The sequence below is a fragment of the Microbulbifer variabilis genome (genome assembly GCF_056232115.1).
Genome location: NZ_CP174325.1, coordinates 2,154,585 through 2,179,907 on the forward strand (window position 1 = coordinate 2,154,585; position 25,323 = coordinate 2,179,907).

Below are 25,323 nucleotides of genomic sequence, written 5' to 3' on the forward strand. Positions count from 1 at the left end.
CGGCTGGTATGATGATAGGGGTGCGCGGATGCGCGTACCGGATAAGGCAACCGCTATAGCGGTGGAGAGATTATGAAGTTTGTCGATGAGGCGCCCATCGTTGTCCAGGCAGGTAAAGGCGGTAACGGTTGCTTGAGCTTCCGTCGGGAGAAGTTTGTAGAAAAAGGAGGCCCGGATGGCGGTGATGGCGGCGATGGCGGTTCCGTTTACCTGGAAGCCGATGATTCCCTCAATACCCTGGTAGATTACCGCTATCAACCTCGCTATGCAGCTGAAAGTGGACAGCCGGGCCGCGGGCGCAACTGTACGGGGGCCAAGGGAGAAGACCTGGTGCTGAAAGTCCCCGTGGGAACCACTGTGATTGATGTGGATAGTGGCGAAGCGGTCGGCGACATGACTGAGGCCGGCGAGCGCCTTCTGGTTGCCCAGGGCGGCTTTCACGGTCTGGGTAATACTCGCTTTAAGTCCAGTACCAACCGCGCTCCCAGGCAGACAACAAATGGTACTGAGGGGGAGGTGCGCAGTCTCAAGCTGGAGCTGAAGGTTCTCGCCGATGTAGGCATGCTTGGACTCCCCAATGCGGGTAAATCCACCTTTATTCGTGCAGTTTCCGCAGCCAAGCCCAAAGTGGCCAACTATCCCTTTACTACCCTGGTACCTAACCTCGGTGTGGTACAGGTGCAGAAGCACCGAAGCTTCGTGATTGCCGATATTCCCGGCCTGATTGAGGGGGCAGCAGAGGGGGCGGGTCTTGGGATTCGCTTCCTCAAGCACTTGACCCGCTGTCGTGTGCTGTTGCACTTGGTGGATTTGGCACCATTTGATGGTTCTGATCCGGTGGAAAATGCCCGAGCTATTGAGCATGAGCTCTCCAGCTTCAGTAAGACACTGGCTGGACGTGAACGCTGGTTAGTACTGAACAAAACTGACTTGGTACCGGCGATAGAACTGGAGGAGCGTTGCCAGGCAATTGTAGATGCGCTGGGTTGGACCGGTCCTGTTTTCCGTGTGGCAGCAATCCGCAAAGAGGGCACTGATATCCTCAGTGGTCGTCTAATGGATTACCTCGAGGAACGCCAGGAAGATGAGGACCGTGACCCTGAGTTGGCGCAGGCAGAACTGGAGTCTCAGCGCCAGATGCAGCGTGAGGCCCGTGAGCGTATTGAGGAGTTGCGTGAGAGCCATAGGGCTAAGCGCAAGGCAGCCAGGGAGCATGTGGATGATGATGAGGATTGGGATGACGATGAACACGATGTCGATATTGAGTATCGCCCTTGAGTTATCTCATTTGGCAAAGTCCCTCCTGAGCTGCCCCAGGTTCTAATTATTGTGGGCTTCTGAATAATAAAAATGGTTTAAATGACCCTTAGGGGCGATATTCAGGAGGGAGCATGGGCTCTAATTCAGATTCCCGTCGTGAGCTGGCGAATAGCCAGCGCTGGGTTGTCAAGATTGGTAGTGCCCTTTTGACCGATAACGGTCGAGGTGTCAATAGCGTGGCTATCTCTGCCTGGGTTGAGCAGATAGCCGAACTGCGACAGCGTGGTATTGAGGTGGTACTTGTATCTTCTGGCGCCGTCGCTGCAGGTATGGATCGTTTAGGTTGGGGGCGAAGACCGGAGTCTATTCATCAGTTGCAGGCCGCTGCGGCGGTGGGGCAAAGCCATTTGGTGCAGGTTTATGAGCAGGCTTTTGGGCGCTTTGATTTACGCAGTGCACAGATTCTGCTGGACCATGATGACCTTTCCAACCGTACCCGCTACCTCAATGCACGTAGCACCCTGAAAACCCTGCTTTCTTTGGGTGCCGTGCCCATTGTCAACGAAAACGATACGGTCGTCACCGATGAGATTCGTTTTGGTGATAACGATACGCTTGCTGCACTAGTCGCCAATCTAGTGGAGGCTGATACGCTGCTGATTCTGACGGATGCGGATGGGCTGTTTACTGAGGACCCCCGTGATAATCCCCAGGCGGAATTAATCGAGAAGGCCTCTGCCCTGGATCCTAGCTTGCTGGCTATGGCGGGGGATTCGCGCAGTGGGCTTGGGCGCGGTGGCATGACTACCAAGGTGCGCGCTGCGCAATTGGCGGCTCGCTCCGGTGCCTGTACCGTGATAGCTGGTGGGGCACAGGAAAAAGTAATCATGCGCACATGGGCAGGGGAGTCTCTGGGTACCTTATTGTTGCCAGACGCTGATCCTTTAACAGCTCGCAAACGCTGGCTCGCCGGCCAGCTGCAGGTGCGCGGTACCCTGGTGCTTGACAGCGGGGCGGAAAAAGCTCTTTGTGAGAGTGGCGGCAGCTTACTGGCGGTGGGGGTGACTGAAGTGGAAGGGCGTTTCCAGCGGGGGGATCTGGTTTCCTGTCGCAGTGGTGAAGGGCGGGAAGTTGCCCGCGGGCTGGTCAATTACGATAGCAGTGAGAGTGCCAGGATTCTTGGCCGGGCATCGGAGAAGTTTGTTGAGTTGCTCGGTTACCGCGATGATGATGAGTTAATTCACCGGGATAATCTGATCTTGCTTTAGAGTTAAATGACAGACACAAAAAAGCCCCGCAACGCGGGGCTTTTTTGTGTCTGTTGCCTAAAGAATTAGGCTGCCAGAGCTTTAACCTGTGCGTTCAGGCGGCTCTTATGGCGAGCGGCTTTATTCTTGTGAATAATGCCTTTGTCTGCCATGCGGTCGATAACAGGTACCGCTTCTGCATATGCAGTTTTTGCTTTTTCAGCGTCGCCTGCATCGATGGCCGCAACTACCTTCTTGATGTAGGTGCGCACCATGGAGCGCAGACTGGCGTTATGCATGCGGCGCTTGTCGTTTTGGCGCGCGCGTTTCTTCGCTTGAGGTGAGTTGGCCACCGGTTGCTCCTGTCTGGAATCTGTAAATCTGTAACTAACAGGCCCTGGGGCCCGATCGGGACGCGACATTATCCCCACAGTTGGTTGTTTGTCAACCATAGCCGGTTGCGTCTTGTGGATATGGCTAGAAACTCTGGCATGTGTCAGCGGTTTGGTAGCTTAAGGCTGAACTCTACGCCGCTGTTATCGGTGCGGTTGCGAGCCTGCAAGCGACCGCAATGATAGTCAGCGATTAGCTTGGCGATATGTAATCCGAGACCAAGGTGGCCTGCATTATCACCATCCTTGCGCACAGACACGAGGGAATCGAATAGTTTGTGCGCATAGCCGCTGGGTAGCAGTGGGCCATCATTGCTCACCGTGATCAGATAACTGTCATCATATGTGTGAGCGGACAAGTGGATATCACTGCCTTCCGGGGCGAAGCTACAGGCATTGTCTACCAGTTTGTCCAGTAGTTGCGCAAGTAACTCCGGGGCGCCGTGACAGTGTAACTCTCCCGGGGGCTTATCCAGCGTGAAGTGGTGTTTAGGGTGAGCATCGCCATAACACTGGACCATAACTTCAAGGAGGTCGGCGAGATCAAACGTTTCGCGCTCAGCTTGATGGATACTGGCCTCGAGGTTGCTCGCGGCAGAGAGGCTGTTGAGGATGCTGGAAAGGCGTTCACTGCCGTCTAATGCGCGCTCAGCGTAGCGGCGGCTGTGGGAATCCAGTTCGCCAGCAGAAAGGTTATCCAGGGAAGAGCGAACTACAGCCAGGGGTGTGCGCAGCTCATGTGAGAGCTTGCTGGCTAATGTGCGCAGGTACTGATGATATTGGTCCAGTTCACCGAGCAGGCTGGCAAAGGCGCGATTTAGGGCGCCCAGCTCATCGCTGGCCTTTGAATGAGGGAAGTTACCGCGCAACTTGCCGCTTGCGTCTACGGCGTGGCGTGCGGCGCGGTTCAGTTTGCGTATACGCCAGGATAGCCAGCTGGCATAGCCAAGTAGAAACATCAATGCAGTGGCTGCGGCAGCACAGCTAATCAGCCAAAGCCGGTGGGCAGCGCCCTCTGTCATGGACTGTATGGCTTCGCCGGATTGAAGCACCAATACCCGACCTAGCATTGGTCGCTCGATTACTTCGTCGGCTCGAGTGACAACCGGGACGCTGACAACACCAATGCGTGACTGTAGGGGACCGCCAAACCACTGCTCTTCGGTATCGCGGTTAGGTGCATGACTCAATGGCAACCTATCCACAGGTAGTGGCGGTAAAGTTTCCCGCGCCAATAACTTGCGGTAAATCCAGCTGCGCAACCAGGGAGTGGTGGTTACCTTCTCGGAGGGCTCTGGCTGCAGCTGCCCGCTGCTTGCGAGAAGGAATCCTTCGTTATCCACTACGGCTAGGCGCAGACTCGGGCGGGCAAAATGATCCAGCTCGGCCTGTAGTTGAGGCAGGGGGGCTGTCAGGCGACCGGGCTGTCCATCGGAGGGCAATGTGCTGGAACTGCGAACAGGCGCTACACCGTCACTGCGGTTGCGATCCAGGATGCGAATTGAAAGGCCTCCCTGAGTTAGATCGTAGGGAAGGGTTAATTCGAGCTGGTAGCCATCAGGAGAGGAGGTCCAGCGTCCGCGCAGGCGCAGTTCACGTTCGTATCGCCCCTCTCTTGGATTATGCCACATGGCGCTTGTGGTGCCCCGGCTTGCCACTGGCAATATGTAATGCCGGCCACCAGTGAATAGTTCGACAGTATCACCACCGGCCAGCAGGCCGGTTCGGGGGTCGCGGTAAGCCGGCGTGGAGTCACTGACAGTCAGAAGCATGAAAACCTGTTCGCTATATTGCCCGAAGGTTACCTGTGCCAGCGGGTTAAGCTTTTCGTCGAGTAGCTCTCTGGGTTTCAGGCCCAAGGGGCGCCAGTCATCGCCATAGCCATCGACCATAGGGGGCTGTGAAAGCGGGTTTAGGTAGAGTTGAGCGCCAGGAGGGCGAGCGTGGCGCAGGGGATCAGGGGCAATCAACTGCGGTGCACTGGCTAAACGGGCGGCAATTGCCGCGGCGGTCGCTTCTAGTGCCTGTAACTGTCCCTGCGCCAGGGCCGCATCCACTTGGCGCAGATACTGGCAGCCGGCCCATGGAAGGGCCAGGGCGACAAGGCTGACAAGCAGGAGTTGGCGGCGAAGCTTCATGGGCGGTGCTCTTTAAATCTTATGCGCCGAGGCCAAAATTATTAAAGTTGCCAGCGATAACCCATACCGTAGGCAGTGCCAATGGAGTTGAACTCTCCGTCCAGGGTCTGGAACTTGCGGCGAATACGCTTCACATGAGACGTGATGGTGTTGTCATCCAGAACCACTCGCGCAGCTTCCATAAGTTGGTTGCGCGACTTGACGTGCCCGGGTCTCTTAGCCAGTGCATGGACTATCCAGAATTCAGTAACGGTCAGGTCTACTGGCTGTCCATCCCAGTGGCAGTGAAGCCTGGATATATCCAGATCCAATTTACCTTGGGTCAGGCTCTCCCCTTGATCACCTTGGTCTCGCAGAACACTCACCCGGCGTAGCAGCGCGTTGATGCGTGCCTGCATGTGCGGCAGAGAAATATCCTTGGTCAGGTAATCGTCGGCACCGAGGCGCAGCCCGGAGATAATATCCAGCTCCGAATCTCTGGCTGTAAGAAACAGGATTGGCAGGCTAGGTGCCATGGCTCGTAACTCGCGGCACAGTTCGAACCCACCCTCCACTTCGCTGCCTAGGCCGACATCGATCACAGCGAGGTCCGGCAAACGCTGGCGAAAGGCATCCATAGCCTCAGCTCTCGCACTATAGAGATCGACCCGATAACCGCTGCGGCGCAGAGCGTCGCGATAATTTTCGGCGATAACGCGTTCGTCTTCGACAATGGCGATAGTTGCACTCATGGCTGATTCCGGCTGCTTCCTTTTTATGGTTGAGAATCATGCACGAAATTGCGGGTTATTGGCAAAAAGGCGGGCGCAGATCGCCCGCAAACACAACAGGGTTTCTTTGGAGGGGGGGGCAGGTGAGCGTATTTGTAATCCGCCCACCTGATACCAGTGCATTTTATATCTTGACTTACGATAGCGGATTTACAGTCCGCTAGGGCCCGCCGATGCAGGTTCAGAAACTGCCGGCAACAGATTCCGGCATAGAGAAACGGATGTCTACCCGGCGTTCCATCGCATAGGCATCTACATCGCCGCGAGTCGCCTGGGAATAAGTGGAACCCATAGCGCGGCGATTTATACGGGAGGCGTCGATACCCAGAGATACCAGAGCCTGTTCCACACTCAGGGCGCGCTGGTCTGACAGCACGTTGTTGTAGCCATCACTACCCCGAGGGTCGGCATGGCCCTCCAGTTGAATTTGCAGGTGCGGGTGGCGCTTGAGGAAATCGGCCATGGCACCCAATTGTTGGAGTTGGCCCTCCTGAAGCTCGTCTTCTCCGGTGGTAAACAGCATTTGGAATTGGAGGGAATCCAGTGCCAGTTGGCTGGCATCGTTCGCGGACAGTCGAGCCGCATCCAATTGCTGTGCCAGGTTGCTGAGCCCTGCACGGCTCTCTGTCAGTTGTGTTGCCAGCATATCTGCCTCGTCTGCTTGCTTGATCTGCTCGCCGAGCCAAGCCCCGCCGAGTGCTCCAGCGATAAATCCAACCGGTCCACCAACGGCTGCGCCGGCAACCGCTGCTGAAGTAAAGACCGTGGCCTGTTTGGCCGGGGTCAGATTTGATTCATTGTGTTCCTTTGCCTGGGCACCGGAAGCGATCAGGGAAGTCAGGGCTGCTACCAATAACGCTTTTTTCATTGCTTTTCTCCTTGGGGGCTTTTTTTCTTACTCGTTGGGGTCGGGGTGTTCCCGGCCCGTTTGAGTGTTATTAAAAAGCCTCATGGAGGCGCTGGCGTGGCGCTGCAGTGGCAAACTGCAGAGCAAATATGGCGAAATGTGGCAGGTGGCCAAATGGCCAGTTACAGCAGGCGACGGTAGCGCCGGTCGCGAGGTGAATCCACTCGAACTCGGACTCGCCGGGGACGGGGACCGCGCATCACTGCTATATAGAGCACAATCGCCAGTGCCAGAGCAATAATTAAAGCGTTAATGGTCATCCTTTATCTCCCCGCGCCACCTGATCCGTGGGACGCGTGACTAGCTCATTGCTAGTATAGGCTCGCAGGCACTATGTCGTAGGGCCGCGGACTCCTCCTGATCTTCCAAAGTTACTGTTGAATTGCGGTAGACTTGCCGTCCAAATGATCCTACCTATTGCCAGGAGTTGAAGTTTTGTCCCAGCAGCCCCCTGTTCAGCAGCAACCCGTTGAAAAATCTGGCGCCTCGCGGCTGCTGCGTGGTAGCTCAGTGGTTGGCGCTGCGACAATGCTGTCACGGATTGCCGGTCTGGCGCGGGATATGGCTCTGGCCCGCTTTGCTGGGGCGGGAGATGCCGCCGATGCCTTCTTTGTCGCTTTCAAAATTCCCAACTTCTTTCGTCGCCTGTTTGCTGAGGGGGCATTTGCCCAGGCGTTTGTGCCAGTACTAGCTGAATACCGCCAAAAAGGGGGAGTAGCGGCGGCAAGGGAGCTGAACGACAGGGTTGCCGGTGCTCTGGGTGGAGTGCTGCTGCTAGTGACCCTGTTTGGGGTGCTGTTCGCGCCAATAGTGACGGGTATTTTTGCTTTTGGTTGGTGGTGGGACGGCAGTGAGCGGGAGAAGTTCGATCTAGCTGCAGATATGTTACAGATTACTTTTCCCTACCTGATGCTGATTTCCCTCGCCGGATTTACCGGCGCAATCCTGAATACCTTTGACCGTTTTGCGATTCCAGCACTGACTCCGGTAATGTTGAATTTGGTATTGATCGGGGCTGCGACGGTGGCCACTTCCTGGTTTGATCCGCAAATCTTGGCGCTTGCCTGGGGGGTGTTTGTGGCTGGAGTTGTGCAACTACTGTTCCAGTTGCCTTTCCTGGCCCGAGAGGGTTTGCTGCCAAGACCCAAATGGGATTGGAGTCATCCCGGGGTGCGCAAGGTCCTGCGCCTAATGGCTCCGGCCATATTTGGGGTTTCGGTTACCCAGATCAGTTTGGTTTTGGATACACTGCTCGCGTCATTCCTTCCCAGCGGCAGTGTATCCTGGTTGTACTTTTCTGACCGCCTTACAGAATTGCCTCTGGGAGTATTTGGGGTTGCCGTGGCCACGGTGATACTGCCGAATCTCTCGCGCCAGCACAGTGATGGGGACCCTCGCCGTTTTCGACACACCCTCGACTGGGCATTACGCAGCGTCACTCTGATCTCCCTGCCTGCGGCAGTGGCCCTGATTGTACTGGCTGAGCCCTTGCTGACCACGCTGTTCCAATACGGAGAGATGCAACCGCGAGATATGCAGATGGCGGCTTGGTCCCTGCGCGCCTATGCCATGGGGCTCTTGGCCTTTATGTTGATCAAAGTTTTGGCACCCGGCTACTTTGCACGCCAGGATACTTATACTCCAGTTCGTTTTGGGTTAATTGCGATTTCGGCCAAGATGGTTTTGAGCCTCTTATTTGTCATTCCGCTGAATCACTATTTCAAGCTGGGTCATATGGGGCTGGCCCTTGCCACTGCCTGCCAGGCGGCTATTAATGCTTGGCTATTGTACAAGGGGCTGCGCAGGGATGACGTCTATACCCCTGAAGCCGGTTGGGTGGGTTATTTGTTGCGCCTTGTAGTAGCGAATCTGCTCATGGTGGCAGTATTGCTCGGGGTGCTGCATTTCTGGAGCGGTTGGAGTGAGTGGGGTTGGTTTACTAGGGCTTGGCGTATGGGCCTGTTGGTTGCGGCTGGAGGCCTGACTTACCTCCTGGTGCTGCTTGCATCGGGCTTGCGCCCGCGCCATTTCCGCGCGACGAGTTAAGGTCTTCAGGCGTAGATGTCTTTGTCCGGCGGTAAATATGAGCGACCACTGGCCGCCCAGTGGGAATCCGCTATACTGTGCGGCTCGATTTTGTGAGGATGGGAAGATCGTTTTGGCCCAGGAGCGCGAACTAATCCGCGGGTTGCACAACCTGCGCCCCCGCCACCGGGGAAGCGTGGCGACGATCGGCTCGTTCGACGGTGTGCATCTCGGTCACCAGGCAATAATTTCGCAGTTAGGGCAGCGTGCGCTGGAACAAGGTCTGCCCTCAGTGGCGATTATTTTCGAGCCTCAACCCCACGAATTTTTTTCTAGCGATAAAGCCCCCGCGCGACTGATGCGTTTTAAGGAAAAAGTGCTGGCGCTATTCGAGGCTGGTGTCGACCGAGTTCTGTGTCTTCAGTTTAATGAAACCCTGCGCAACCTCAGCGCCGAGGCATTTGTCCGGCGTATACTGCTCGACGGACTGGACATTCGCCACCTGGTAGTTGGCGATGATTTCCGTTTTGGCTGCGATCGCAGTGGCGATTATGTTCTGTTACAAAAAATGGGGGAGCAGCACGGGTTTACCGTTGAAGATACGGCAACCTTGGAAATACGTGGGGCCCGGGTTAGCAGCACCCGCATCCGTGAGGCCCTGCAGCGGGGGGATTTTGAGCTGGCACAGGCACTACTGGGCAAACCCTACCGGATTACCGGCCGGGTTGCCCCAGGTCGCGCCCTGGGACGTCAGTTGGGCGCGCCTACAGCCAATGTCCGCTTGCGCCGCTACCGCTCCCCATTGGTGGGAGTTTATACGGTTCGTACCACTGCCACTGACGGTAGAGATATGGCTTGTGGATATGCGGAACTGGATGGCGTAGCGAACGTAGGCTTCCGCCCGACAGTCGAAGGTGAAGGTGCCAGGCCGCTACTGGAGGTTAACCTGTTCGACTTTAGTGGCGATCTATATGGTCGTGAATTGGCGGTAGAGTTCTGCCATAAATTGCGCGATGAGGAAAAATTTGCCTCTCTGGATATCCTCAAGGCCCGCATTGCCGAGGATATTGATAATGCCAAGTGTTGGTTCGAGCAAAACCCCCGAAAAACTGACAAGAAATAATTTATTTTCTACTAGAGCTGAAGTAGACACCCAATGACTGATTATAAAGCGACCCTGAATTTGCCTGAGACCGACTTTCCCATGCGTGGCAACCTGCCGCAGCGTGAGCCGGCAATTCTGAAAAAATGGCAGGACAATAAGCTCTATGAAAAAATTCGCGAGGCACGTGCCGGGCGTGAACAGTTTATTCTGCACGATGGCCCTCCCTATGCGAATGGTGACATCCATATTGGTCACTCAGTCAACAAAATTCTCAAAGACATTATTATCAAGTCGAAAACCTTGAGTGGTTTTGATGCTCCCTATGTTCCGGGGTGGGATTGTCACGGCCTGCCGATCGAGCACAGGGTAGAGAAAAAAATTGGTAAGGCCGGCACCAAGGTAGACTTTAAGACTTTCCGCCAAAAGTGCCGCGAGTACGCTGCCAAACAGGTGGAAGGGCAGAGGAAAGATTTCATTCGCCTGGGGGTGTTCGGCGAGTGGGATAACCCCTACCGCACTATGGATTTTCAATTTGAGGGCGATATTATCCGCGCCCTCGGACGTGTGGTGAAGAACGGCCATCTGGCACGCGGCTTCAAACCTGTCTACTGGAGTGTTGTGGGTGGCTCAGCCCTGGCAGAAGCGGAAGTGGAATACCAGGATAAAACTTCCTACTCCATTGATGTTTGCTACCCAGTGAGTGAAGAGGCCGCCCTGGCTATTGCGGACGCCGCCGGTGGCCATGCCGGTGACGGTCCATTATCTGTGGTTATCTGGACAACGACACCTTGGACCCTGCCTTCGAGCCAGGCTGTTTCTGTGAATGGTGAGCTGGAATACGTGGTTGTTCAGACTGGCGATCGCCGTCTGCTGGTTGCTGAAGCCCTTCAGGAAACTGTACTGAGCCGTGCCGGTTTGAAGGGTGAGGTGGTTGGTCGTATCCGCGGTGCGGCTCTGGAGCACTTGAAAGTACATCACCCCTTTTACGATAAGTTACTGCCGATCGTCCTTGGTGATCATGTTACAACGGATGCCGGTACCGGCTGTGTACACACGGCACCGGATCACGGGCCGGACGACTTCCAGGTGGGTAAGCGCTATGGTATCGAGACTCTCAATTACATCGATAATAACGGTGTATATCGCGATAGTGTGCCGTTGTTTGCCGGTGAGCATGTCTACAAGGTTGACGATAAAATTGTCGCCCTTCTAAAGGAGCGTGGTGTACTACTACACCAGGATAAATTGGAGCACAGCTATCCGCACTGTTGGCGTACCAAGACCCCACTGATCTACCGCGCGACGCCCCAGTGGTTTATCAGTATGCAGCAAAACGATCTACTGGAGCAGGCACAAAAAGCGGCTGATGACGTGCAGTGGATACCCGGTTGGGGTAAAGCCCGTATAGACGCCATGCTGGACGGTAGCCCGGATTGGTGTATTTCCCGCCAGCGCACCTGGGGTGTGCCGATCGCGTTGTTTGTGAATAAAGAAACCCATGAGCTGCACCCAGATACCCCAGCACTAATGGACAAAGTCGCTGAGAAGGTAGATGTGGCAGGTATGGATGTCTGGTTTGACCTGGATCCCAGTGAACTGCTGGGTGATGACGCCGATCAATATGAGAAAGTGACAGACACTCTCGATGTGTGGTTCGATTCAGGTGTAACTCACTACGCTGTTTTGGAGCGCCGTGAAGGACTGCGTTTCCCTGCTGATCTGTATCTGGAGGGCTCTGACCAGCATCGCGGATGGTTCCAGTCCTCCCTCAAGACCTCTATCGCGATCAACGATTGCGCCCCCTACAAGCAGGTGTTGACTCATGGTTTCACCGTGGATGCCCAGGGACGCAAAATGTCAAAATCTATTGGCAATACCGTTGCGCCCCTGGATGTGATTAACAAGCTGGGTGCTGATGTTCTACGACTGTGGGTGTCGGCCACGGATTTTAGTGGTGAAATGGCTGTCTCCGATGAGATTTTAAAACGCACAGCTGATTCCTATCGCCGTTTGCGCAATACGGCGCGCTTTTTCCTATCCAATCTGGCAGGTTTTGATCCGGCAAAAGATTTACTCCCTGAGGATGAGCTATTGGCTCTGGACCGCTGGGCTCTCGACAAGGCAGCGCGCCTGCAGGATGAGATCCTGGTTGCCTATGACAACTACCAGTTCCACCAGATTTATCAGAAGTTGCATAACTTCTGCGTAGTGGATATGGGCGGTTTCTATCTGGATATCATCAAGGATCGCCAGTACACCACCAAGGAAGACAGTGCCGCGCGCCGCTCTGCTCAAACAGCCCTTTATCATATTGTGCAGGCTTTTGTACGTTGGATAGCCCCTATCCTTAGCTTTACTGCAGAAGAGCTTTGGCAATTCATTCCTGGTGCCAATGCCGATAGCGTATTTATCGAAGAGTGGTACCCATTGCCTAAACTGCCGGCTGAGGCAGGTAAGGGGGCGGATTATTGGGCTGCTATTGCCGAGGTAAAAACAGCGGTTAACAAGGTGCTGGAGGAACAGCGTGGGGCTGGCGCCATAGGTGGGTCCCTGCAGGCAGCGGTGACCCTCTATGCAAGTGATGACCTGCGCGAGAAATTACTGGAGTTGGAGAATGAGCTGCGTTTTGTGCTGATTTGTTCCTCTACTTCGGTTCAGCCTCTCAGTGATGCGGCCGGTGCTGAAGCCACCGAAATGGAGGGTTTAAAGGTTAGCGTAAGTAAGGTTGATCACCCCAAGTGTGCGCGCTGCTGGCATTACCGTGCTGATGTGGGCGGAAACAGTGATTACCCGGATATTTGTGGGCGCTGCGTGGAAAACGTAGCTGGCGAAGGTGAGGTGAGGCACTATGCCTAAGTCCAATCTTCTTCTAGGGCACCCCTGGCGTTGGTATTGGCTGGCGCTGGTGGTGGTGGCTCTGGATGTGGTTACTAAAGTATGGGCTGTGGATATGTTTATGCACGGCCCGGCGATGCAGATAATCCCGGGCTTACTGCAATTTACCTATGCAGAAAACTACGGTGCAGCTTTCAGTTTATTGGCTGACGCTGGAGGTTGGCAACGCTGGTTCTTTGGCATTATCGCTTTGGGCTTTAGTGTTGTGGTTACTATCTGGTTATGGCGACTGCCCTCTAGGAAACGTTGGGAACCCTGTGCCCTGGCGCTGATCCTTGGCGGTGCTCTGGGTAATTTGTGGGACCGTATTTTATTGGGCTATGTGCGAGACTTTATTTCCGTTTATTACGGCAACTGGCACTTCCCAGTATTTAATGTAGCGGATATGGGTATCAGTATCGGCGCGGCCATGCTGGTTATCGAGCTGCTTTTTTTTGCGGAAAAAGACAGCGATAAAGCAAAAAATAATGCGGAAATTTAATAAACTATGAGCAATAGCGTTATCGGCGAACATAGCCGGGTAACCCTACATTTCAGCCTGAAGCTGGATGATGGCACCGAAGTGGACTCTACGTTTAAAGGCGATCCTGCTTCCTTTAGCGTTGGGGATGGCAGTCTTCTACCGGGTTTTGAGAAAGCCCTATTTGGCCTCAAGGAAGGCGATGAAGCTGAAATTGAGATTCCACCCGAGTTAGGGTTTGGCCAGCGTAACCCCGCGAATATGCAAAAGGTGCGTCGTGATAGCTTTTCCCCAGATATTGAGCTTGAAGCGGGTTTGGTTGTGTCTTTTGACAATGGCAGTGGTGAACTCCCCGGCGTTATTCGTGAGATTGGTGAAGACGAAGTGACAGTTGATTTTAATCATCCACTGGCAGGACAGACCCTTAATTTCCACGTGAAAATTATTGCGGTGGACTCAATCCAATAAATATTGGGCCGGGTTTCACGCTGAGCTGATTATCTAGAGAGTATTGAAGTAAAGATGCAAATCCGACTGGCTAATCCCCGCGGTTTCTGTGCCGGAGTCGATCGTGCGATAGATATCGTCAATCGAGCCCTGGATGTTTTTGGTGCGCCCATTTATGTTCGCCATGAAGTCGTACATAACAAGTTTGTGGTTGAAAGCCTGCGCGAGCGCGGTGCCGTGTTTGTGGATGAGCTGTCGGAAGTACCGGACGATGTTATCGTTATCTTCAGTGCCCATGGAGTATCCAAAGCGGTGCAGGGGGAAGCGGAAAGCCGCGGACTTCGCGTCTTTGACGCCACCTGCCCACTGGTTACTAAGGTGCATATTGAAGTCAGCAAGTTCAGCAGTGACGGTGCTGAGTGCATATTGATTGGCCATGCCGGACACCCGGAAGTTGAGGGCACCATGGGCCAGTATGATAATACGACCGGGGGTGCAATTTATTTGGTCGAAGATGAAGAGGATGTGGCCAGATTGCAGGTTAAAGATGAAAACAATCTTACCTATGTTACCCAAACAACACTCTCGATGGACGATACCGCAAGAGTAATTAACGCCCTGAGACTACGCTTCCCCAACATTCGTGGCCCACGTAAAGACGATATTTGCTATGCAACACAGAACCGCCAGGATGCAGTCAAACAACTGGCTCTGGAAAGTGACTTGGTGCTGGTGGTAGGAAGTCCCAACAGTTCTAATTCTAATCGCTTGCGTGAATTGGCTGAGCGATGTGGTGCTAGTGCTAAGTTGATTGATGGAGCGGCAGATGTCGATGCCAATTGGCTTGTTGGTAAGCAATCCATTGGTATCACTGCCGGCGCCTCCGCTCCAGAGGTATTGGTACAAGAAGTGATCACGAGGCTGCAAGAACTTGGGGCTAATCTGCCCGAAGAGATGGATGGGTGCGAAGAGAACATCCGTTTTTCCCTTCCCAAAGAGCTGCGTTAATACGCAGCTCTTCCATTTCTCAGCCCTCTTGTTTTTAACTGCCCGCCCGTCGCTTTAGTGAAGCCGCCTGTCGGCAACTGACCAAACCCTCGACCCCATCGCTCAATGCATAATGATAAATTGATATACATACGTTATAGATAGCGTTTAGCGATATTGATATCTGGCCGTCTAGCTTCTAAGCACCCCGTAAGGTAATACATGCCTAGAGTGGTGTAGCCGTGTGTAGTCGATGCGGTTTGTCTTTATTAATTGAAGCGAGCTACTGGTATTGAAATTATCGATTCTACTGGGCCACAAGCCTGTTTTTAAAGGTAAAGCAGCATGAATAATCCTGAAGGAATGCAGGGTTTCACCCTGATTGAGCTGATGGTTGTAGTTACTGTGCTAGGCATAATTGTCGCCGTTGGAGTTCCGTCCTTTAGCACGCTTATAGATAACAATCGTATGTCAACAATGACAAATGACTTGAGCAGCACTTTGCAATATGCACGTTCTGAAGCTGTGCGGCATAGAGGTGCAGTTCAGGTATCGGCAATTGATGGTGATGTAAAAGGTGGCCTCAGAGTCTGGATTGATGTTGATGGGAATGGTGCTTTTGGCAGCGGTGACACGGAGTTGCGGGTTTTGGAAGTTGATCCAGCAATGATAACGCTTGCCGCAGAGTTAAATAGCGGTGCGTTGAAAAATGTAGCTTTTTCATTTAATGCCCGAGGTGAGAGTAGCTTGGTAAGCCCATTAATGCTTAATCTTTGTGATGATCGAAAAGGAGATTATGGTCGCCGATTGGAGCTATTAGCTTCTGGGGCATTACGACTAATAAAGTCTGCTGACTGCAGCGGAGGGTCTGCCAATGCATAAACAAAGCGGCGCAACATTAATTGAAGTTCTGGTATCTGTTTTAGTTCTCGCAATTGGTTTGTTGGGATTAGCCTCGACCCAAATGATGAGTCTAAAAAATGGTAATGGTTCGCATCATCGTTATATGGCAGCTCTGGCAGCACAGGAAATTATTGAGCGGATGAGAGCTAATCCCACCGGCTTTAAGTCGGGGGATTATGATAGTTCCGATATAGGTTCGAGTGTTGGTAGTTCCCCAGATTGCAGTAGTGGCTGTCAACCCTCACAGCTGGCAGGCTTGGATTTATATGAGTGGGGACTATTACTTTCCAATAACCTACCCAGCGCGACAGGGGAAATTGTAAGTAACGGGGGGCAAGTTACGGTAACTATCAATTGGAAGGAACAGCATACAGGGGAAGATTATGCTGGTAGTAAAGCTGATTTAGATGATGCGATTTTTGAAATGAGCGTGGAGCTGTAAATTATGAATTTATTTATATCGCAGCGAGGTCTTTCATTGATTGAGCTGATGATTGGTATTTTATTAGGCTCTTTATTACTACTTGGTGTCCTGCAGATCTTCCAGAGCAACAGCGATACATTGCGTATGCAGAATGGCTTTTCAAGAGTGCAGGAAAGTGGGCGTTTTGCAGTTGATATGCTCAGCAAAGAAATTCGCCAAGCCGACTTTTGGGGATGTGCTGAAAATAAAAATATAGAAAATTTGTCTGCTTCTGCAGATAAATTTTATTCAAGTATTGGTGGGGATGATATTGGCGTGGCTGGTCAGGACAATGTTGCCACTAATACTAAGGTTGAAAATATCGCAGTTATCGAGGGAACAGACATTTTGACCCTTAGTGGCGCTGAAGATGCATGTGCTGGAGAAGGGCGAATGCTAAATGGTACAGATAAAGGGGATATTGTTGTTAGTGATAGTTGCCCAATTAAAAATAACGATATCGTCATAGTGTCAAACTGTAAATCTGGAAGTGTATTTACTGTTTTGAGTACTACTGAAACAGCTGGCCATAAAAAACTGAATTATCCAGCTGGAATAGTTTTCAAAGAGGAGTATGGGGTTGATTCAAAAATTCTTACCCCTTATGAAAAAGTGTTTTTTATCGCCTCAGGTGCTCAGGATACTAATTCTTTATTTATGAAGGATGAGGCTCGAAATGTTCAGGAGCTCGTCCCCGGAATAGATGATATGCAGGTATCATATGGTGTAGATACGAATGGTAACGGTATCGTTAATCAGTGGCAGACTGCTAATGATGTTATAAGCATGGCTGAAGTAACTGCAATAAAAATAGAGTTATTGGTATCCAGTGATAGTGTCGCTGGGGTCGATAAGCAGACTATTACACGCCTGGATGGTAGTAAAAAAGAATACGATGATGGTCTGCTGCGCAAATTGTATGTTGCTACGGTCAAGGTGCGTAATAGAGGAAGCATGTAATGGGGATAATAAAGAATCAGCAAGGTGCAGTGCTGATGGTCAGCCTGATTATTCTTTTGGTTTTAACGTTAATTGGCATTTCTGGGGCTCGTGGGGTTTTGATGGGGGAGCGAATGACCTCGGCTTCACGAGATGCGAAAGTCGCTCTGGAAGTTGCCGAATCCATGGCTCGTTTTGGCGAGCAAGAAATAAACGCGCTTGGTAAAAGTAGCGATTTTGGGGCAGCCGCCTGGCAGCATAATGAGGGTGAGGGCCCTGAAGATATATTTGCAGAGGAAACCTGGGAAAACAGTAATTCCATTGCCAGAGAAGTTTACATGCTTGATTCCAATGGAAAAAAAATGAAAGGGCGGATGTATATCGAAAGGTTCGGGTTGGCCTCAAGTGATAACGTTGGTGATATTAATATTGGTGTGGGGCAAACCGGTGGTGAGGAAACCATTGTCGAAGTATTTAAGATCGTCAGTCGCGGGGTAGGTAACAGCGGTACCGAGAGGATTATTGTTACTTTATATGGAAAAGAGTTTTGAGGACTTTGCTGTGAAAATAAAAAATCAAAAAAAACAATATTTCCCATTGCGTTCATTAAGTGCCGCCTTTTTTATGATATTGGCAACACATTCATCTGCTGCGCCAGGGGAGCTATCTGATGTGCCTTTATACTCGCGGGGGTCGGCTGAGCCCAATATTATGTTTGTGCTGGATTCCTCGGGATCTATGGAAGAAATGGTTCTTCCTGCAGATGGTTACAGCACCAGTAACCCTTCAAGTTTTAATTGTAATAATCCTGTCTCAACAGAATATACATATCGGCATAGTAATGGAAGTTATTCCACTCGACATTATGATGAGGTTGAATATCGTGTAAATGTAAGCAGTGGTAATGTTCAGTTTCGATTAGTAGAGCGATATAACGGTTCTGTAATCGCAACGGGTGATTGGCGTACGTGGGATACTAATGGCGATTGCTTTGATGAAGATGAGCAGTATACCGCATGGCTATATGCAGCTGGAGGAGGAAATAATAGTACTTATTTCAGTGTTGGTGTAGATGCTGCTGACTATAAGATTCCAAATGGGTTTAATAAAGATTATGCGAGTGGCCATTTTTTAAACTGGTTTTTTTCTGAAGACAGAGAAACTGGCGGTTTTACAGCTGCAAAATTTATCACTGATGATGGTGAGGCTAGACGGTCTAAATTAGATATACGCCGTACTGACATAATGAAGACTGCTGCTCAGAATCTAATTTCTGGGTTGGAAGGCGTGCGTATAGGTTTAATGCAGTTTAATGGAAACCATGGTGGAAAATTATTAATGGGGCTGACAAGCCTCACCGACGATAATAGCCAAGATATTCTTGATGTTGTGGCAGATGTTGGGGCGAGTGGGAATACACCTCTTGCCGAGACTTTTACGGGTGTGGGGCGATATTTTATATCTGGTTACGAAGGATCTGAATTATCTTATGAAGCTTCACCTGGTAATGCGAAGACAGCGTCGGCCTCAGATATTTTTTCTGGATCAACAAGTAATAATGGGAACACGAGTACGATTATAAACTGGAATGGAGTGGATAAACCTACTAATCAAGTAGAGAGTTCTGCTATCCAATACTATTGTCAAAAAAGTTTTATGGTCGCCCTTACTGATGGGGCACCGACTTCAGACAATAGTATTAGCTCTCATTTAAAAGATTATGATACAACTTGTACAGCTGAGACTTGTACAACATCGCAGCAAATGGATGACGTGGTCAAAGCCCTCTATGATATTGATCTGCGTCCGGATTTGATAAAGCCTGATGGCAAACCAGAGATAAATAATATCACAAGTTACTTGATAGGGTTTGCTAACCAAGGCTTGGATGACTCCAAAGAAATGATTAATTCAGGAAAATTAGGGAAAGGAGGGAAAGGAAAAGTCTACTCTGCAGATAATGCCGCCGAATTGCAACTTACATTTAACCAAATATTTAAAGATGTCCGCTCTATAGTTGGTAGCTCAAGTGCAGTAGCTTTGAATTCCACAGTTATTGAAAGTGGGTCCGCAGTATTTGGGGCTAAATATAATAGTGGAAAATGGAATGGAGAACTATCAGCCTGGGATATAGATACTTCTGGTAACTTATCAGATGATCCTATTTGGGAAGCCAGTTCCATTCTCGATTCGATTTCAGATATTAATACTAGAGTAATACTGACATACCGAGACAACAAGGGTGTGCCTTTTACTGCTGCGGGAGTTGGCACCTCTGGTACAGATCACGCACTGGATCTAACCCTCAATAGTTACATTAGTGATGCTGTGGATGATGGCAGAGTCTCAGATAGAATTGATTACCTGCGTGGAGACCGTTCTAAGGAAGGTGTTGGGGAAGGAGACTTTAGAGAGCGTGATAGCCGCCTGGGGGATATTGTGAATTCCACCCCGGTTTATGTAGGGGCTCCTGATGGAAAGTGGTCCTATGCATCCTTCCCCGGAAAATCGGCTTATTCAGCATTTATTGCGGCCCATAAAAATCGTACACCAGTGGTATATGTAGGCGCTAATGATGGCTTTCTTCATGGCTTCAATGCTAGTGTGGATACTGTGAATATACCGGATGCAGGCAAGGAACTTATTGCATATTCTCCGTCAATTTTATTGAGTACAGATGATAATGAGGGCCTTCATCCGCTGACCTCTCAATATTATAACCACCGGTTTTATGTAGATGGCACTCCGACTGTTTCGGATGTATATATCAGTGACGGCGCTAGTGAGAGTTGGCAGACGGTCCTAGTAGGGGGCCTAGGCGCCGGTGGCAAAGGTTATTATGCGCTAAATGTAACTGACCCAAGTGCTTTCACAGAGCAAAATGCTGAGAAAATAGTGATGTGGGAGTTCTCAGATGAGGATGATAGTAATCTTGGCTATACCTATAGCCGTGCTCAAATAGGCAGGATGCCTAACGGTGAGTGGGCAGCTATATTTGGTAATGGTTACAATAGTGCGACAGGAGATGCGGGAATCTTTATTGTTTACCTTGATGGCCTAGATGGCCCTGGTAGCACAACCAGTAAATATGCTTACCTTTCTACGGGCTCAGGCTCAGTATCCGATATAAATGGTATGTCTACTCCAGCAATAATAGACACAAATTTGGACGGTACTGTAGACCGAATTTATGCCGGTGATCTACATGGGAATCTGTGGGCTTTTGACGTTTCAAGTTCAAATGAAAATTCGTGGTCAGTAGAAAAGGAGGGGGGAACACCAAAGCCACTATTTAGTGTAGCCCCTAGTACTAATGATCAACGAGAGGCGATAACCACTACACCGGTTGTGGCTAGAAACATCAAAGATGAGACAGGACCGGGATTACTGGTGGCATTCGGCACAGGACAATATTTGGTGGATACCGATACTGCTGACATTAATCCGGGTGGTTTTTATGCGGTGTCGGACAATGGTAAATATGGTCTTACCAAGTCAAATTTAATTGATCGTACTCTAAAAGAAGAGACTTTTGGTGGTATTCGTCAGCGTAAGATAGTTGGCGATGAAATTGACTGGGATAAAACATCAGGCTGGTACATTTCACTTGAGACTGGAAATAGTTTAGAAGGCGGGGAGCGAGTAATTGCCCAGCCCGCATTGCTGGGGCATGTAATCTTTTTCAATACGATGATTCCCAGCGGCCAAGTTTGTGCGGCGGGTGGTAGTGGCTGGTTGATGTCGGTTGACCTCTGGGGAGGCTTGGTCCCCCCTGAGGCGGTTTACGATGCTAATAATGATGGCGTTATTGACAAGAATGATTATGGGTACGCTGGTGAGTTCAGATCTAATGCGGCTCCTAATACATCTAGCTACATCCCAACTGGCGATGGGGTCCTTGAAATTACTCCGGATAGTAATGGTGACAATTATGTCCGACCAGTTGTGGCCTTGGGTGGTGGCCGCATTGGACGCTTGTCCTGGGAAGAAGTTACTCCCTTTTAAGGCTAATGACCAATTATGAGTGCGCCCCAGTACTGCCGGGAAAATTTAAATTATTATGGTAACTTGAAACTATGAAGAGACAGTCAGGGTTTACTCTTATTGAGTTGATGATTGTAGTGGCGATAATCGCGATATTAGCTGGAATTGCCTGGCCTTCTTATGTCGACCATGTTCGCACGGCCAGCAGGGCAGATGCGCAGGGTGCATTGATGGGGTTGGCACAGGCGATGGAGAAACACTATACCCAGAATGGAAGTTATGCCGGAGCTGCAAATGGTGGAGGAGACGATGGTACTCCAGGGATATTTCCCGCACAGGTACCTTTGGATGGGGGGAGCCCAAAGTATAACCTGACAATTACAGTTGGGACTGATCCGAGTACTTATATCCTTACGGCCACTCCCATATCTGGTCAAGCCGATGATGGAGTTCTATTGCTTAGCTCAAGTGGTCAAAGGACTTGGGATCGAGATAATGATGGGATTGACTCGAAAGATTCATGCTGGAGCAAAACCTGCTGATCAGTTTTGAGGGCAGGTCAGATTTTTCCTACTGCCATTTTCCACTATGCCATCGCCGTCCCTATCTTTTGCAAAATAGGGGCGGCCGATAGTATTGAGGATAATGATCCATCCATATTCTGCTCCACCGATGGCGGGGCAATAGGAGAAGTTTCCACTTTGAGAGGGTGTTTCGCCATTTGGTTTAAAGATTAGGTAGCCTTTATTGTTAAAGGCATTCCAGTTGAGCGAAGCTCCATTTTCTATAGGCTCATATCTCCTTTCAATGCTTTCCCCCTGATCTATGGAGCCATTGCCATTATGATCAGGAAACAATAACGCACCATTAGACCAATTATCGCCACATTCTTTACTTTGCCCAAGTGGGCAGAGCGTGTAGCTGATTTTCTCATAGTAGGCTTTAGAGCGCATTAATATCAATAGTTCAAATAATTCAAATTGTTTGGTTTTACTTTTATAGCGTTTTATAAAATCAGTAAATGAGGGGAGCGCCATTGTGGTAACAATAGCTAATATAGTCAGGGTAATGAGTAACTCTGAGAGGGTAAATCCCGCGGCCTTTTTCATGGTGCAAGCTTCTCGCTCTTGAGCTTGCATTAGAATACCGCGGAATAGATAAAAACCAATTACATTTGATTACAGCACGGCCATTTAACTATTGAGAATTTAACTTTCAAGTCCGAGCTTTTTTAAACGATAGCGTAGGGATCTAAAGCTAATACCGAGTTTTTTTGCAGCAGCAGTCCGGTTCCAGCGAGTTTTCATCAAAGCTGTTTCAATAGCCTCTTTTTCAATGTTTTGAAGAAACTCATCTAGAGATGAGTAAAGACTAGGATTAAAGTATCCTGCGTTTTGAGGGGGGGCTGAGTTTTTAGGCGTCTCTAAATTGGCAGTGAAACCTTCATCTTTAGAGGCTTTTTTATCGTGTTCTAGGAATAAGTCACGGCTACAGATTTCCTGTTCATCACATAGTGCAAAAGCCCGCTCCAAGATATTTTCCAGTTGACGAACATTCCCAGGGAAGGTGTAACTCTGTAATAAAGCTATTGCTTCAGGGGCTACTTTTGGTTGGCGGATTCCAGAATCACTAGCAATGCGCTGCATTGTTACGTCTACTAGTAGCGGGATATCTTCTAAATGTTCTCTCAGGGGTGGTGTTGAGATTTCAATTACATTGATGCGATAGTATAAGTCGTTACGAAATCTTCCTTCATTGACTTCTTTGCCAAGGTCTTTATGAGTTGCACTGAGAATACGTACATCAATGGGAACTTCCTGGTTTGCACCAATAGGTCGAATGCGCTTTTCTTGTATCGCGCGCAATAGTTTGACCTGCATTTCAAGTGGTAAGTCTGCAACCTCATCTAAAAACAAAGTACCACCTTGAGCACTTTGTAGTAGACCTAATTTATCTTTATGGGCTCCGGTGAAGCTGCCCTTCTTATGACCGAAAAACTCGCTCTCCATCAATTCTTTAGGTACAGCGCCACAGTTGATGGGTACAAACGGCTTATCTGCTCGAGCTCCTTGGGCATGAATTGCACGAGCAACCAGCTCTTTACCAGAACCAGATTCGCCACTGATGTAGACCGGTGCATCGCTACGAGCTACTTTAGCGATTTGCTCTCGTAGTCTACGCATATTCTCAGCTTCACCCAAAAGCAAGTGCTCGCTGACGTTATTTTGATTGGTGTTTCGTACCTGGTCCTGATTCAGTCGTAGGGCCAGTTGGGCGAGGTTACGCAGTCGTTCAAGGTCTACGGGCTTACTGACAAAGTCGAATGCCCCGAGTTTTAGTGCCTTGATTGCAGTATCCATGTTGCCATGTGCGGTGATAACGGCTACGGGCAATTCGCAGTGTATCCCAGTTTGAATATGCTCAACCAACTGTAGACCGTCACCGTCAGGTAGGCGAAGGTCTGTAAGGCAAAAATCGTAACGATTTTCTGTAAGTAATTTCTTTGCTTGCACGAGATTGGCTGCGGTATGGCAGTCCACGTTCATGCGCTGCAAAGTGAGGGTGAGCAGCTTGCAAATATCCGGTTCGTCATCGACAACCAGGGCCAGAGGTAGCATCAATTCCCTGTCTTTTCTTGTTTTGTTGATATTAGAGGCAAGGGCGCCGGTTCTGATTATGGCAGAAATTCTTTGCGAATAATCGTCGAAACTTTGGGAAAAAATTCTGAGTAAGATCAAGTCACACTTATTTAGTGAGCAAATTCAACTCTAAAGCAGCTCTTGTCGTCATCGCTGCGGCAATGATACAAGCTCGCCTTATTTGTCTCACACAGTTCTTTCGCAATATATAGTCCCAGTCCACTACCACCACTACCGTTGGTGAAGAATGGCTCGTAAATCTTTGATTTATGTTCTTCGGGCACACCTGGGCCACTGTCCTTAACATCTATTTGGGTACAGGCACGTTCTTGGTTGTATTGAGCACTGACTACTGCGAATCGCTTGCCGGTGGCTATTTGGGAGTGGTGAAGGGCATTATCTGTGAGGTTGGTCATCACCTGAGTAAGTTGAGCCGCGTCAAACCGCGCTGAAAGTGCTTGCTCAGGAAGCTCCAGCTGTACTTGGTCTCCACTTTTGGTACCGGCACTAAAGTCCTGGATAAACTGTTGCAACCAGGTAGCCAAGTTATGTTCTTGCGGTGCCCCTGCTTGCCTGCGTGATAGCTGCATTACATTTTCGATGATTTGGTTTACTCGCTGACTTTGCCGGCAAATGATGTCGGTCAGATAATGGTCCTCTTCGCGCAATTGTGGGGACTCTGATAGCAACTGTGCTGCATGGCTGATGGCGGAGAGGGGGTTGCGCACCTCGTGAGCGATAGAAGCTGTAAGGTGTCCTAGAGAAGCGAGTTTGAGTTTTTGGGCAGCCTCGGCCAATTTGCGGTTGTCTTCAACGAATACCAGCGTACTGCAACCGCTGTCATGCTGAAGGTTGGTAAAATTGAGTTGTACTTCATTACCAGTTTCTGACTGCAGTAAAGTGCTACTGGTACTGCCATTGTTACGCCAGTCTCGGATCGCTTGGCGTAATGCATCAGATTTTTCCTTCTCTGAATGTAGGTGGCAGCCCAAAAGTTGACGTGCAGCCCTGTTAATAAGTTCGGGTTGGCTGGTGGGGCCCATCACCAGCACCCCTGTCCCCATGCGTTCGATAATCTGTTGTGCCAGCCGTTGCAGGTGTGCTGCTTGTCGGCTTTGCTGATCAGCGCGCAGATTGGCACTGCGTATGCGCGCGGAGAGATATTGGAGTGCGCTAACAGTCGCAAAAAGCAGTATGCCGAGGCCTCCCGCGGCGACAATATCTTTGGTTGTGCCTTGCCCGGACATTAGGTTGTAGAGTTGTAAACCCAATACCCCTAGGCTGGCGATTGCGGCGAAGAAGGCGCTCATTCGGCGGTCGAGAAGAATAGAGCCGATGGAGCAATTAACGAGTAGTAGATAACCGAGACCGGAGCTGAGACCGCCACTGGCCTCGATGAGCAACAAAAATACCAGGATATCGCAGCCAAGGATCATCTCAATCTGACCGACCCCTACTTGATAGGCTTTCTGACGTAAGAAGACCAGCCAGCTGAAGTTGAGAAGGGTGTAGATCGCTATTGTGTAAAGAAATAGGCCTGGCAGATGAGCACCCAGCGCTCCGGCGCCAATATCAGAGTAGAAAACCCCCAGCAGCACAAGTGCAATTGCCAGGCGATAAATAGCGCAGATACGCAATAGCTCATGGTGCTGGAGGGTGAGAGTATTGCTGACGGAGGAGGGACTACTCAAAGTGATTTCCCGGTATTGTTGTTGTGTTGAGCCGCTGCTGTTGCTCCGCTACAGAGGTTACAATGGCGGCC

At 50.4% G+C, this 25,323-nt stretch carries 22 protein-coding genes; 14 read left to right on the forward strand and 8 right to left on the reverse strand.

Features of this window, described 5'->3' with window-relative positions; translation table 11 throughout:
• Positions 1-72 precede the first annotated feature (72 nt).
• Entirely contained in the window at positions 73-1,278 is a 1,206-nt protein-coding gene (gene cgtA / locus ACJJI7_RS09455; protein WP_444902272.1) for an Obg family GTPase CgtA, read from the forward strand.
• Positions 1,279-1,391: 113 nt separating this feature from the next.
• Positions 1,392-2,528 (forward strand): glutamate 5-kinase, encoded by a 1,137-nt coding sequence (gene proB / locus ACJJI7_RS09460; RefSeq protein WP_020411430.1) that lies wholly within the window; start codon positions 1,392-1,394, stop codon positions 2,526-2,528.
• Positions 2,529-2,593: 65 nt separating this feature from the next.
• Here the strand turns inward: proB and rpsT are convergent, their stop codons facing one another.
• The 5 genes from rpsT to ACJJI7_RS09485 form a co-directional block, all read right to left on the reverse strand.
• Complete coding sequence (gene rpsT / locus ACJJI7_RS09465; protein ID WP_020411431.1) at positions 2,594-2,860, reverse strand: 30S ribosomal protein S20; 267 nt, start codon at positions 2,858-2,860, stop codon at positions 2,594-2,596.
• Between the two features lie 143 nt (positions 2,861-3,003).
• On the reverse strand, positions 3,004-5,037 hold the full coding sequence (locus ACJJI7_RS09470) for an ATP-binding protein (RefSeq protein ID WP_444902271.1): 2,034 nt from the start codon (positions 5,035-5,037) through the stop codon (positions 3,004-3,006).
• Positions 5,038-5,078: 41 nt separating this feature from the next.
• Complete coding sequence (pdsR, locus tag ACJJI7_RS09475; protein ID WP_020411433.1) at positions 5,079-5,768, reverse strand: proteobacterial dedicated sortase system response regulator; 690 nt, start codon at positions 5,766-5,768, stop codon at positions 5,079-5,081.
• A gap of 220 nt (positions 5,769-5,988) precedes the next feature.
• On the reverse strand, positions 5,989-6,675 hold the full coding sequence (locus tag ACJJI7_RS09480) for an OmpA family protein (RefSeq protein ID WP_020411435.1): 687 nt from the start codon (positions 6,673-6,675) through the stop codon (positions 5,989-5,991).
• Between the two features lie 161 nt (positions 6,676-6,836).
• Entirely contained in the window at positions 6,837-6,974 is a 138-nt protein-coding gene (locus ACJJI7_RS09485) for a hypothetical protein (protein ID WP_157533299.1), read from the reverse strand.
• A gap of 268 nt (positions 6,975-7,242) precedes the next feature.
• On the opposite strand from ACJJI7_RS09485, the gene murJ reads away from it, so the two are divergent.
• The 12 genes from murJ (at position 7,243) to ACJJI7_RS09545 (ending at position 21,464) form a co-directional block, all read left to right on the forward strand.
• Entirely contained in the window at positions 7,243-8,760 is a 1,518-nt protein-coding gene (gene murJ, locus ACJJI7_RS09490; RefSeq protein WP_211214876.1) for a murein biosynthesis integral membrane protein MurJ, read from the forward strand.
• Between the two features lie 37 nt (positions 8,761-8,797).
• Complete coding sequence (ribF, locus tag ACJJI7_RS09495; RefSeq protein WP_282951725.1) at positions 8,798-9,862, forward strand: bifunctional riboflavin kinase/FAD synthetase; 1,065 nt, start codon at positions 8,798-8,800, stop codon at positions 9,860-9,862.
• Between the two features lie 33 nt (positions 9,863-9,895).
• A complete protein-coding gene (gene ileS, locus ACJJI7_RS09500; protein ID WP_282951724.1) occupies positions 9,896-12,700 on the forward strand; it encodes an isoleucine--tRNA ligase in 2,805 nt (934 codons plus the stop codon).
• Positions 12,693-13,220: a signal peptidase II gene (lspA, locus tag ACJJI7_RS09505; RefSeq protein WP_020411440.1), complete on the forward strand. Its 528-nt coding sequence runs from the start codon at positions 12,693-12,695 to the stop codon at positions 13,218-13,220. Before ileS ends, lspA begins: the two co-directional genes overlap by 8 nt.
• Positions 13,221-13,226: 6 nt before the next feature.
• Positions 13,227-13,667 (forward strand): FKBP-type peptidyl-prolyl cis-trans isomerase, encoded by a 441-nt coding sequence (fkpB, locus tag ACJJI7_RS09510; RefSeq protein WP_020411441.1) that lies wholly within the window; start codon positions 13,227-13,229, stop codon positions 13,665-13,667.
• A gap of 54 nt (positions 13,668-13,721) precedes the next feature.
• Complete coding sequence (gene ispH / locus ACJJI7_RS09515; RefSeq protein WP_444902270.1) at positions 13,722-14,654, forward strand: 4-hydroxy-3-methylbut-2-enyl diphosphate reductase; 933 nt, start codon at positions 13,722-13,724, stop codon at positions 14,652-14,654.
• A 324-nt stretch (positions 14,655-14,978) separates the two neighbouring features.
• Complete coding sequence (locus ACJJI7_RS09520) at positions 14,979-15,515, forward strand: GspH/FimT family pseudopilin (protein ID WP_282951721.1); 537 nt, start codon at positions 14,979-14,981, stop codon at positions 15,513-15,515.
• Positions 15,508-15,978, forward strand: coding sequence for a type IV pilus modification protein PilV (gene pilV / locus ACJJI7_RS09525; RefSeq protein ID WP_282951720.1), 471 nt, complete (start codon positions 15,508-15,510; stop codon positions 15,976-15,978). The genes ACJJI7_RS09520 and pilV overlap by 8 nt, the downstream gene beginning before the upstream one ends.
• 3 nt (positions 15,979-15,981) lie before the next feature.
• On the forward strand, positions 15,982-16,959 hold the full coding sequence (locus ACJJI7_RS09530) for a PilW family protein (RefSeq protein ID WP_282951719.1): 978 nt from the start codon (positions 15,982-15,984) through the stop codon (positions 16,957-16,959).
• The gene (locus tag ACJJI7_RS09535) at positions 16,959-17,489 is read left to right on the forward strand and encodes a pilus assembly PilX family protein (protein ID WP_353377136.1); all 531 of its coding nucleotides are present in this window, start codon (positions 16,959-16,961) and stop codon (positions 17,487-17,489) included. Before ACJJI7_RS09530 ends, ACJJI7_RS09535 begins: the two co-directional genes overlap by 1 nt.
• Positions 17,473-20,943, forward strand: a complete 3,471-nt coding sequence (locus ACJJI7_RS09540; protein ID WP_444902269.1) for a pilus assembly protein — start codon at positions 17,473-17,475, stop codon at positions 20,941-20,943. The genes ACJJI7_RS09535 and ACJJI7_RS09540 overlap by 17 nt, the downstream gene beginning before the upstream one ends.
• A 71-nt stretch (positions 20,944-21,014) precedes the next feature.
• On the forward strand, positions 21,015-21,464 hold the full coding sequence (locus ACJJI7_RS09545; protein ID WP_020411448.1) for a type IV pilin protein: 450 nt from the start codon (positions 21,015-21,017) through the stop codon (positions 21,462-21,464).
• Here the strand turns inward: ACJJI7_RS09545 and ACJJI7_RS09550 are convergent, their stop codons facing one another.
• The 3 genes from ACJJI7_RS09550 to ACJJI7_RS09560 form a co-directional block, all read right to left on the reverse strand.
• The gene (locus ACJJI7_RS09550; protein ID WP_020411449.1) at positions 21,465-22,061 is read right to left on the reverse strand and encodes a GspH/FimT family pseudopilin; all 597 of its coding nucleotides are present in this window, start codon (positions 22,059-22,061) and stop codon (positions 21,465-21,467) included. It lies immediately after the preceding gene.
• Positions 22,062-22,130: 69 nt separating this feature from the next.
• Positions 22,131-23,540, reverse strand: a complete 1,410-nt coding sequence (locus ACJJI7_RS09555; protein ID WP_020411450.1) for a sigma-54-dependent transcriptional regulator — start codon at positions 23,538-23,540, stop codon at positions 22,131-22,133.
• 131 nt (positions 23,541-23,671) lie between these two features.
• The gene (locus ACJJI7_RS09560) at positions 23,672-25,252 is read right to left on the reverse strand and encodes a two-component system sensor histidine kinase NtrB (protein ID WP_020411451.1); all 1,581 of its coding nucleotides are present in this window, start codon (positions 25,250-25,252) and stop codon (positions 23,672-23,674) included.
• Between the last annotated feature and the right edge of the window lie 71 nt (positions 25,253-25,323).

What these genes read in the sequence shown, in the direction of transcription:
- ribF (WP_282951725.1), top strand. Translation starts at nt 8,798, where the DNA reads ATGAGCGACCACTGGCCGCCCAGTGGGAATCCGCTATACTGTGCGGCT.
- ACJJI7_RS09555 (WP_020411450.1), bottom strand. Translation starts at nt 23,540, where the DNA reads ATGCTACCTCTGGCCCTGGTTGTCGATGACGAACCGGATATTTGCAAG.
- proB (WP_020411430.1), top strand. Translation starts at nt 1,392, where the DNA reads ATGGGCTCTAATTCAGATTCCCGTCGTGAGCTGGCGAATAGCCAGCGC.
- ACJJI7_RS09470 (WP_444902271.1), bottom strand. Translation starts at nt 5,037, where the DNA reads ATGAAGCTTCGCCGCCAACTCCTGCTTGTCAGCCTTGTCGCCCTGGCC.
- lspA (WP_020411440.1), top strand. Translation starts at nt 12,693, where the DNA reads ATGCCTAAGTCCAATCTTCTTCTAGGGCACCCCTGGCGTTGGTATTGG.
- ACJJI7_RS09535 (WP_353377136.1), top strand. Translation starts at nt 16,959, where the DNA reads ATGGGGATAATAAAGAATCAGCAAGGTGCAGTGCTGATGGTCAGCCTG.
- fkpB (WP_020411441.1), top strand. Translation starts at nt 13,227, where the DNA reads ATGAGCAATAGCGTTATCGGCGAACATAGCCGGGTAACCCTACATTTC.
- ACJJI7_RS09530 (WP_282951719.1), top strand. Translation starts at nt 15,982, where the DNA reads ATGAATTTATTTATATCGCAGCGAGGTCTTTCATTGATTGAGCTGATG.
- pdsR (WP_020411433.1), bottom strand. Translation starts at nt 5,768, where the DNA reads ATGAGTGCAACTATCGCCATTGTCGAAGACGAACGCGTTATCGCCGAA.
- pilV (WP_282951720.1), top strand. Translation starts at nt 15,508, where the DNA reads ATGCATAAACAAAGCGGCGCAACATTAATTGAAGTTCTGGTATCTGTT.
- ACJJI7_RS09480 (WP_020411435.1), bottom strand. Translation starts at nt 6,675, where the DNA reads ATGAAAAAAGCGTTATTGGTAGCAGCCCTGACTTCCCTGATCGCTTCC.
- murJ (WP_211214876.1), top strand. Translation starts at nt 7,243, where the DNA reads ATGCTGTCACGGATTGCCGGTCTGGCGCGGGATATGGCTCTGGCCCGC.
- ACJJI7_RS09485 (WP_157533299.1), bottom strand. Translation starts at nt 6,974, where the DNA reads ATGACCATTAACGCTTTAATTATTGCTCTGGCACTGGCGATTGTGCTC.
- ileS (WP_282951724.1), top strand. Translation starts at nt 9,896, where the DNA reads ATGACTGATTATAAAGCGACCCTGAATTTGCCTGAGACCGACTTTCCC.
- ispH (WP_444902270.1), top strand. Translation starts at nt 13,722, where the DNA reads ATGCAAATCCGACTGGCTAATCCCCGCGGTTTCTGTGCCGGAGTCGAT.
- ACJJI7_RS09540 (WP_444902269.1), top strand. Translation starts at nt 17,473, where the DNA reads ATGGAAAAGAGTTTTGAGGACTTTGCTGTGAAAATAAAAAATCAAAAA.
- ACJJI7_RS09550 (WP_020411449.1), bottom strand. Translation starts at nt 22,061, where the DNA reads ATGCAAGCTCAAGAGCGAGAAGCTTGCACCATGAAAAAGGCCGCGGGA.
- ACJJI7_RS09545 (WP_020411448.1), top strand. Translation starts at nt 21,015, where the DNA reads ATGAAGAGACAGTCAGGGTTTACTCTTATTGAGTTGATGATTGTAGTG.
- ACJJI7_RS09520 (WP_282951721.1), top strand. Translation starts at nt 14,979, where the DNA reads ATGAATAATCCTGAAGGAATGCAGGGTTTCACCCTGATTGAGCTGATG.
- cgtA (WP_444902272.1), top strand. Translation starts at nt 73, where the DNA reads ATGAAGTTTGTCGATGAGGCGCCCATCGTTGTCCAGGCAGGTAAAGGC.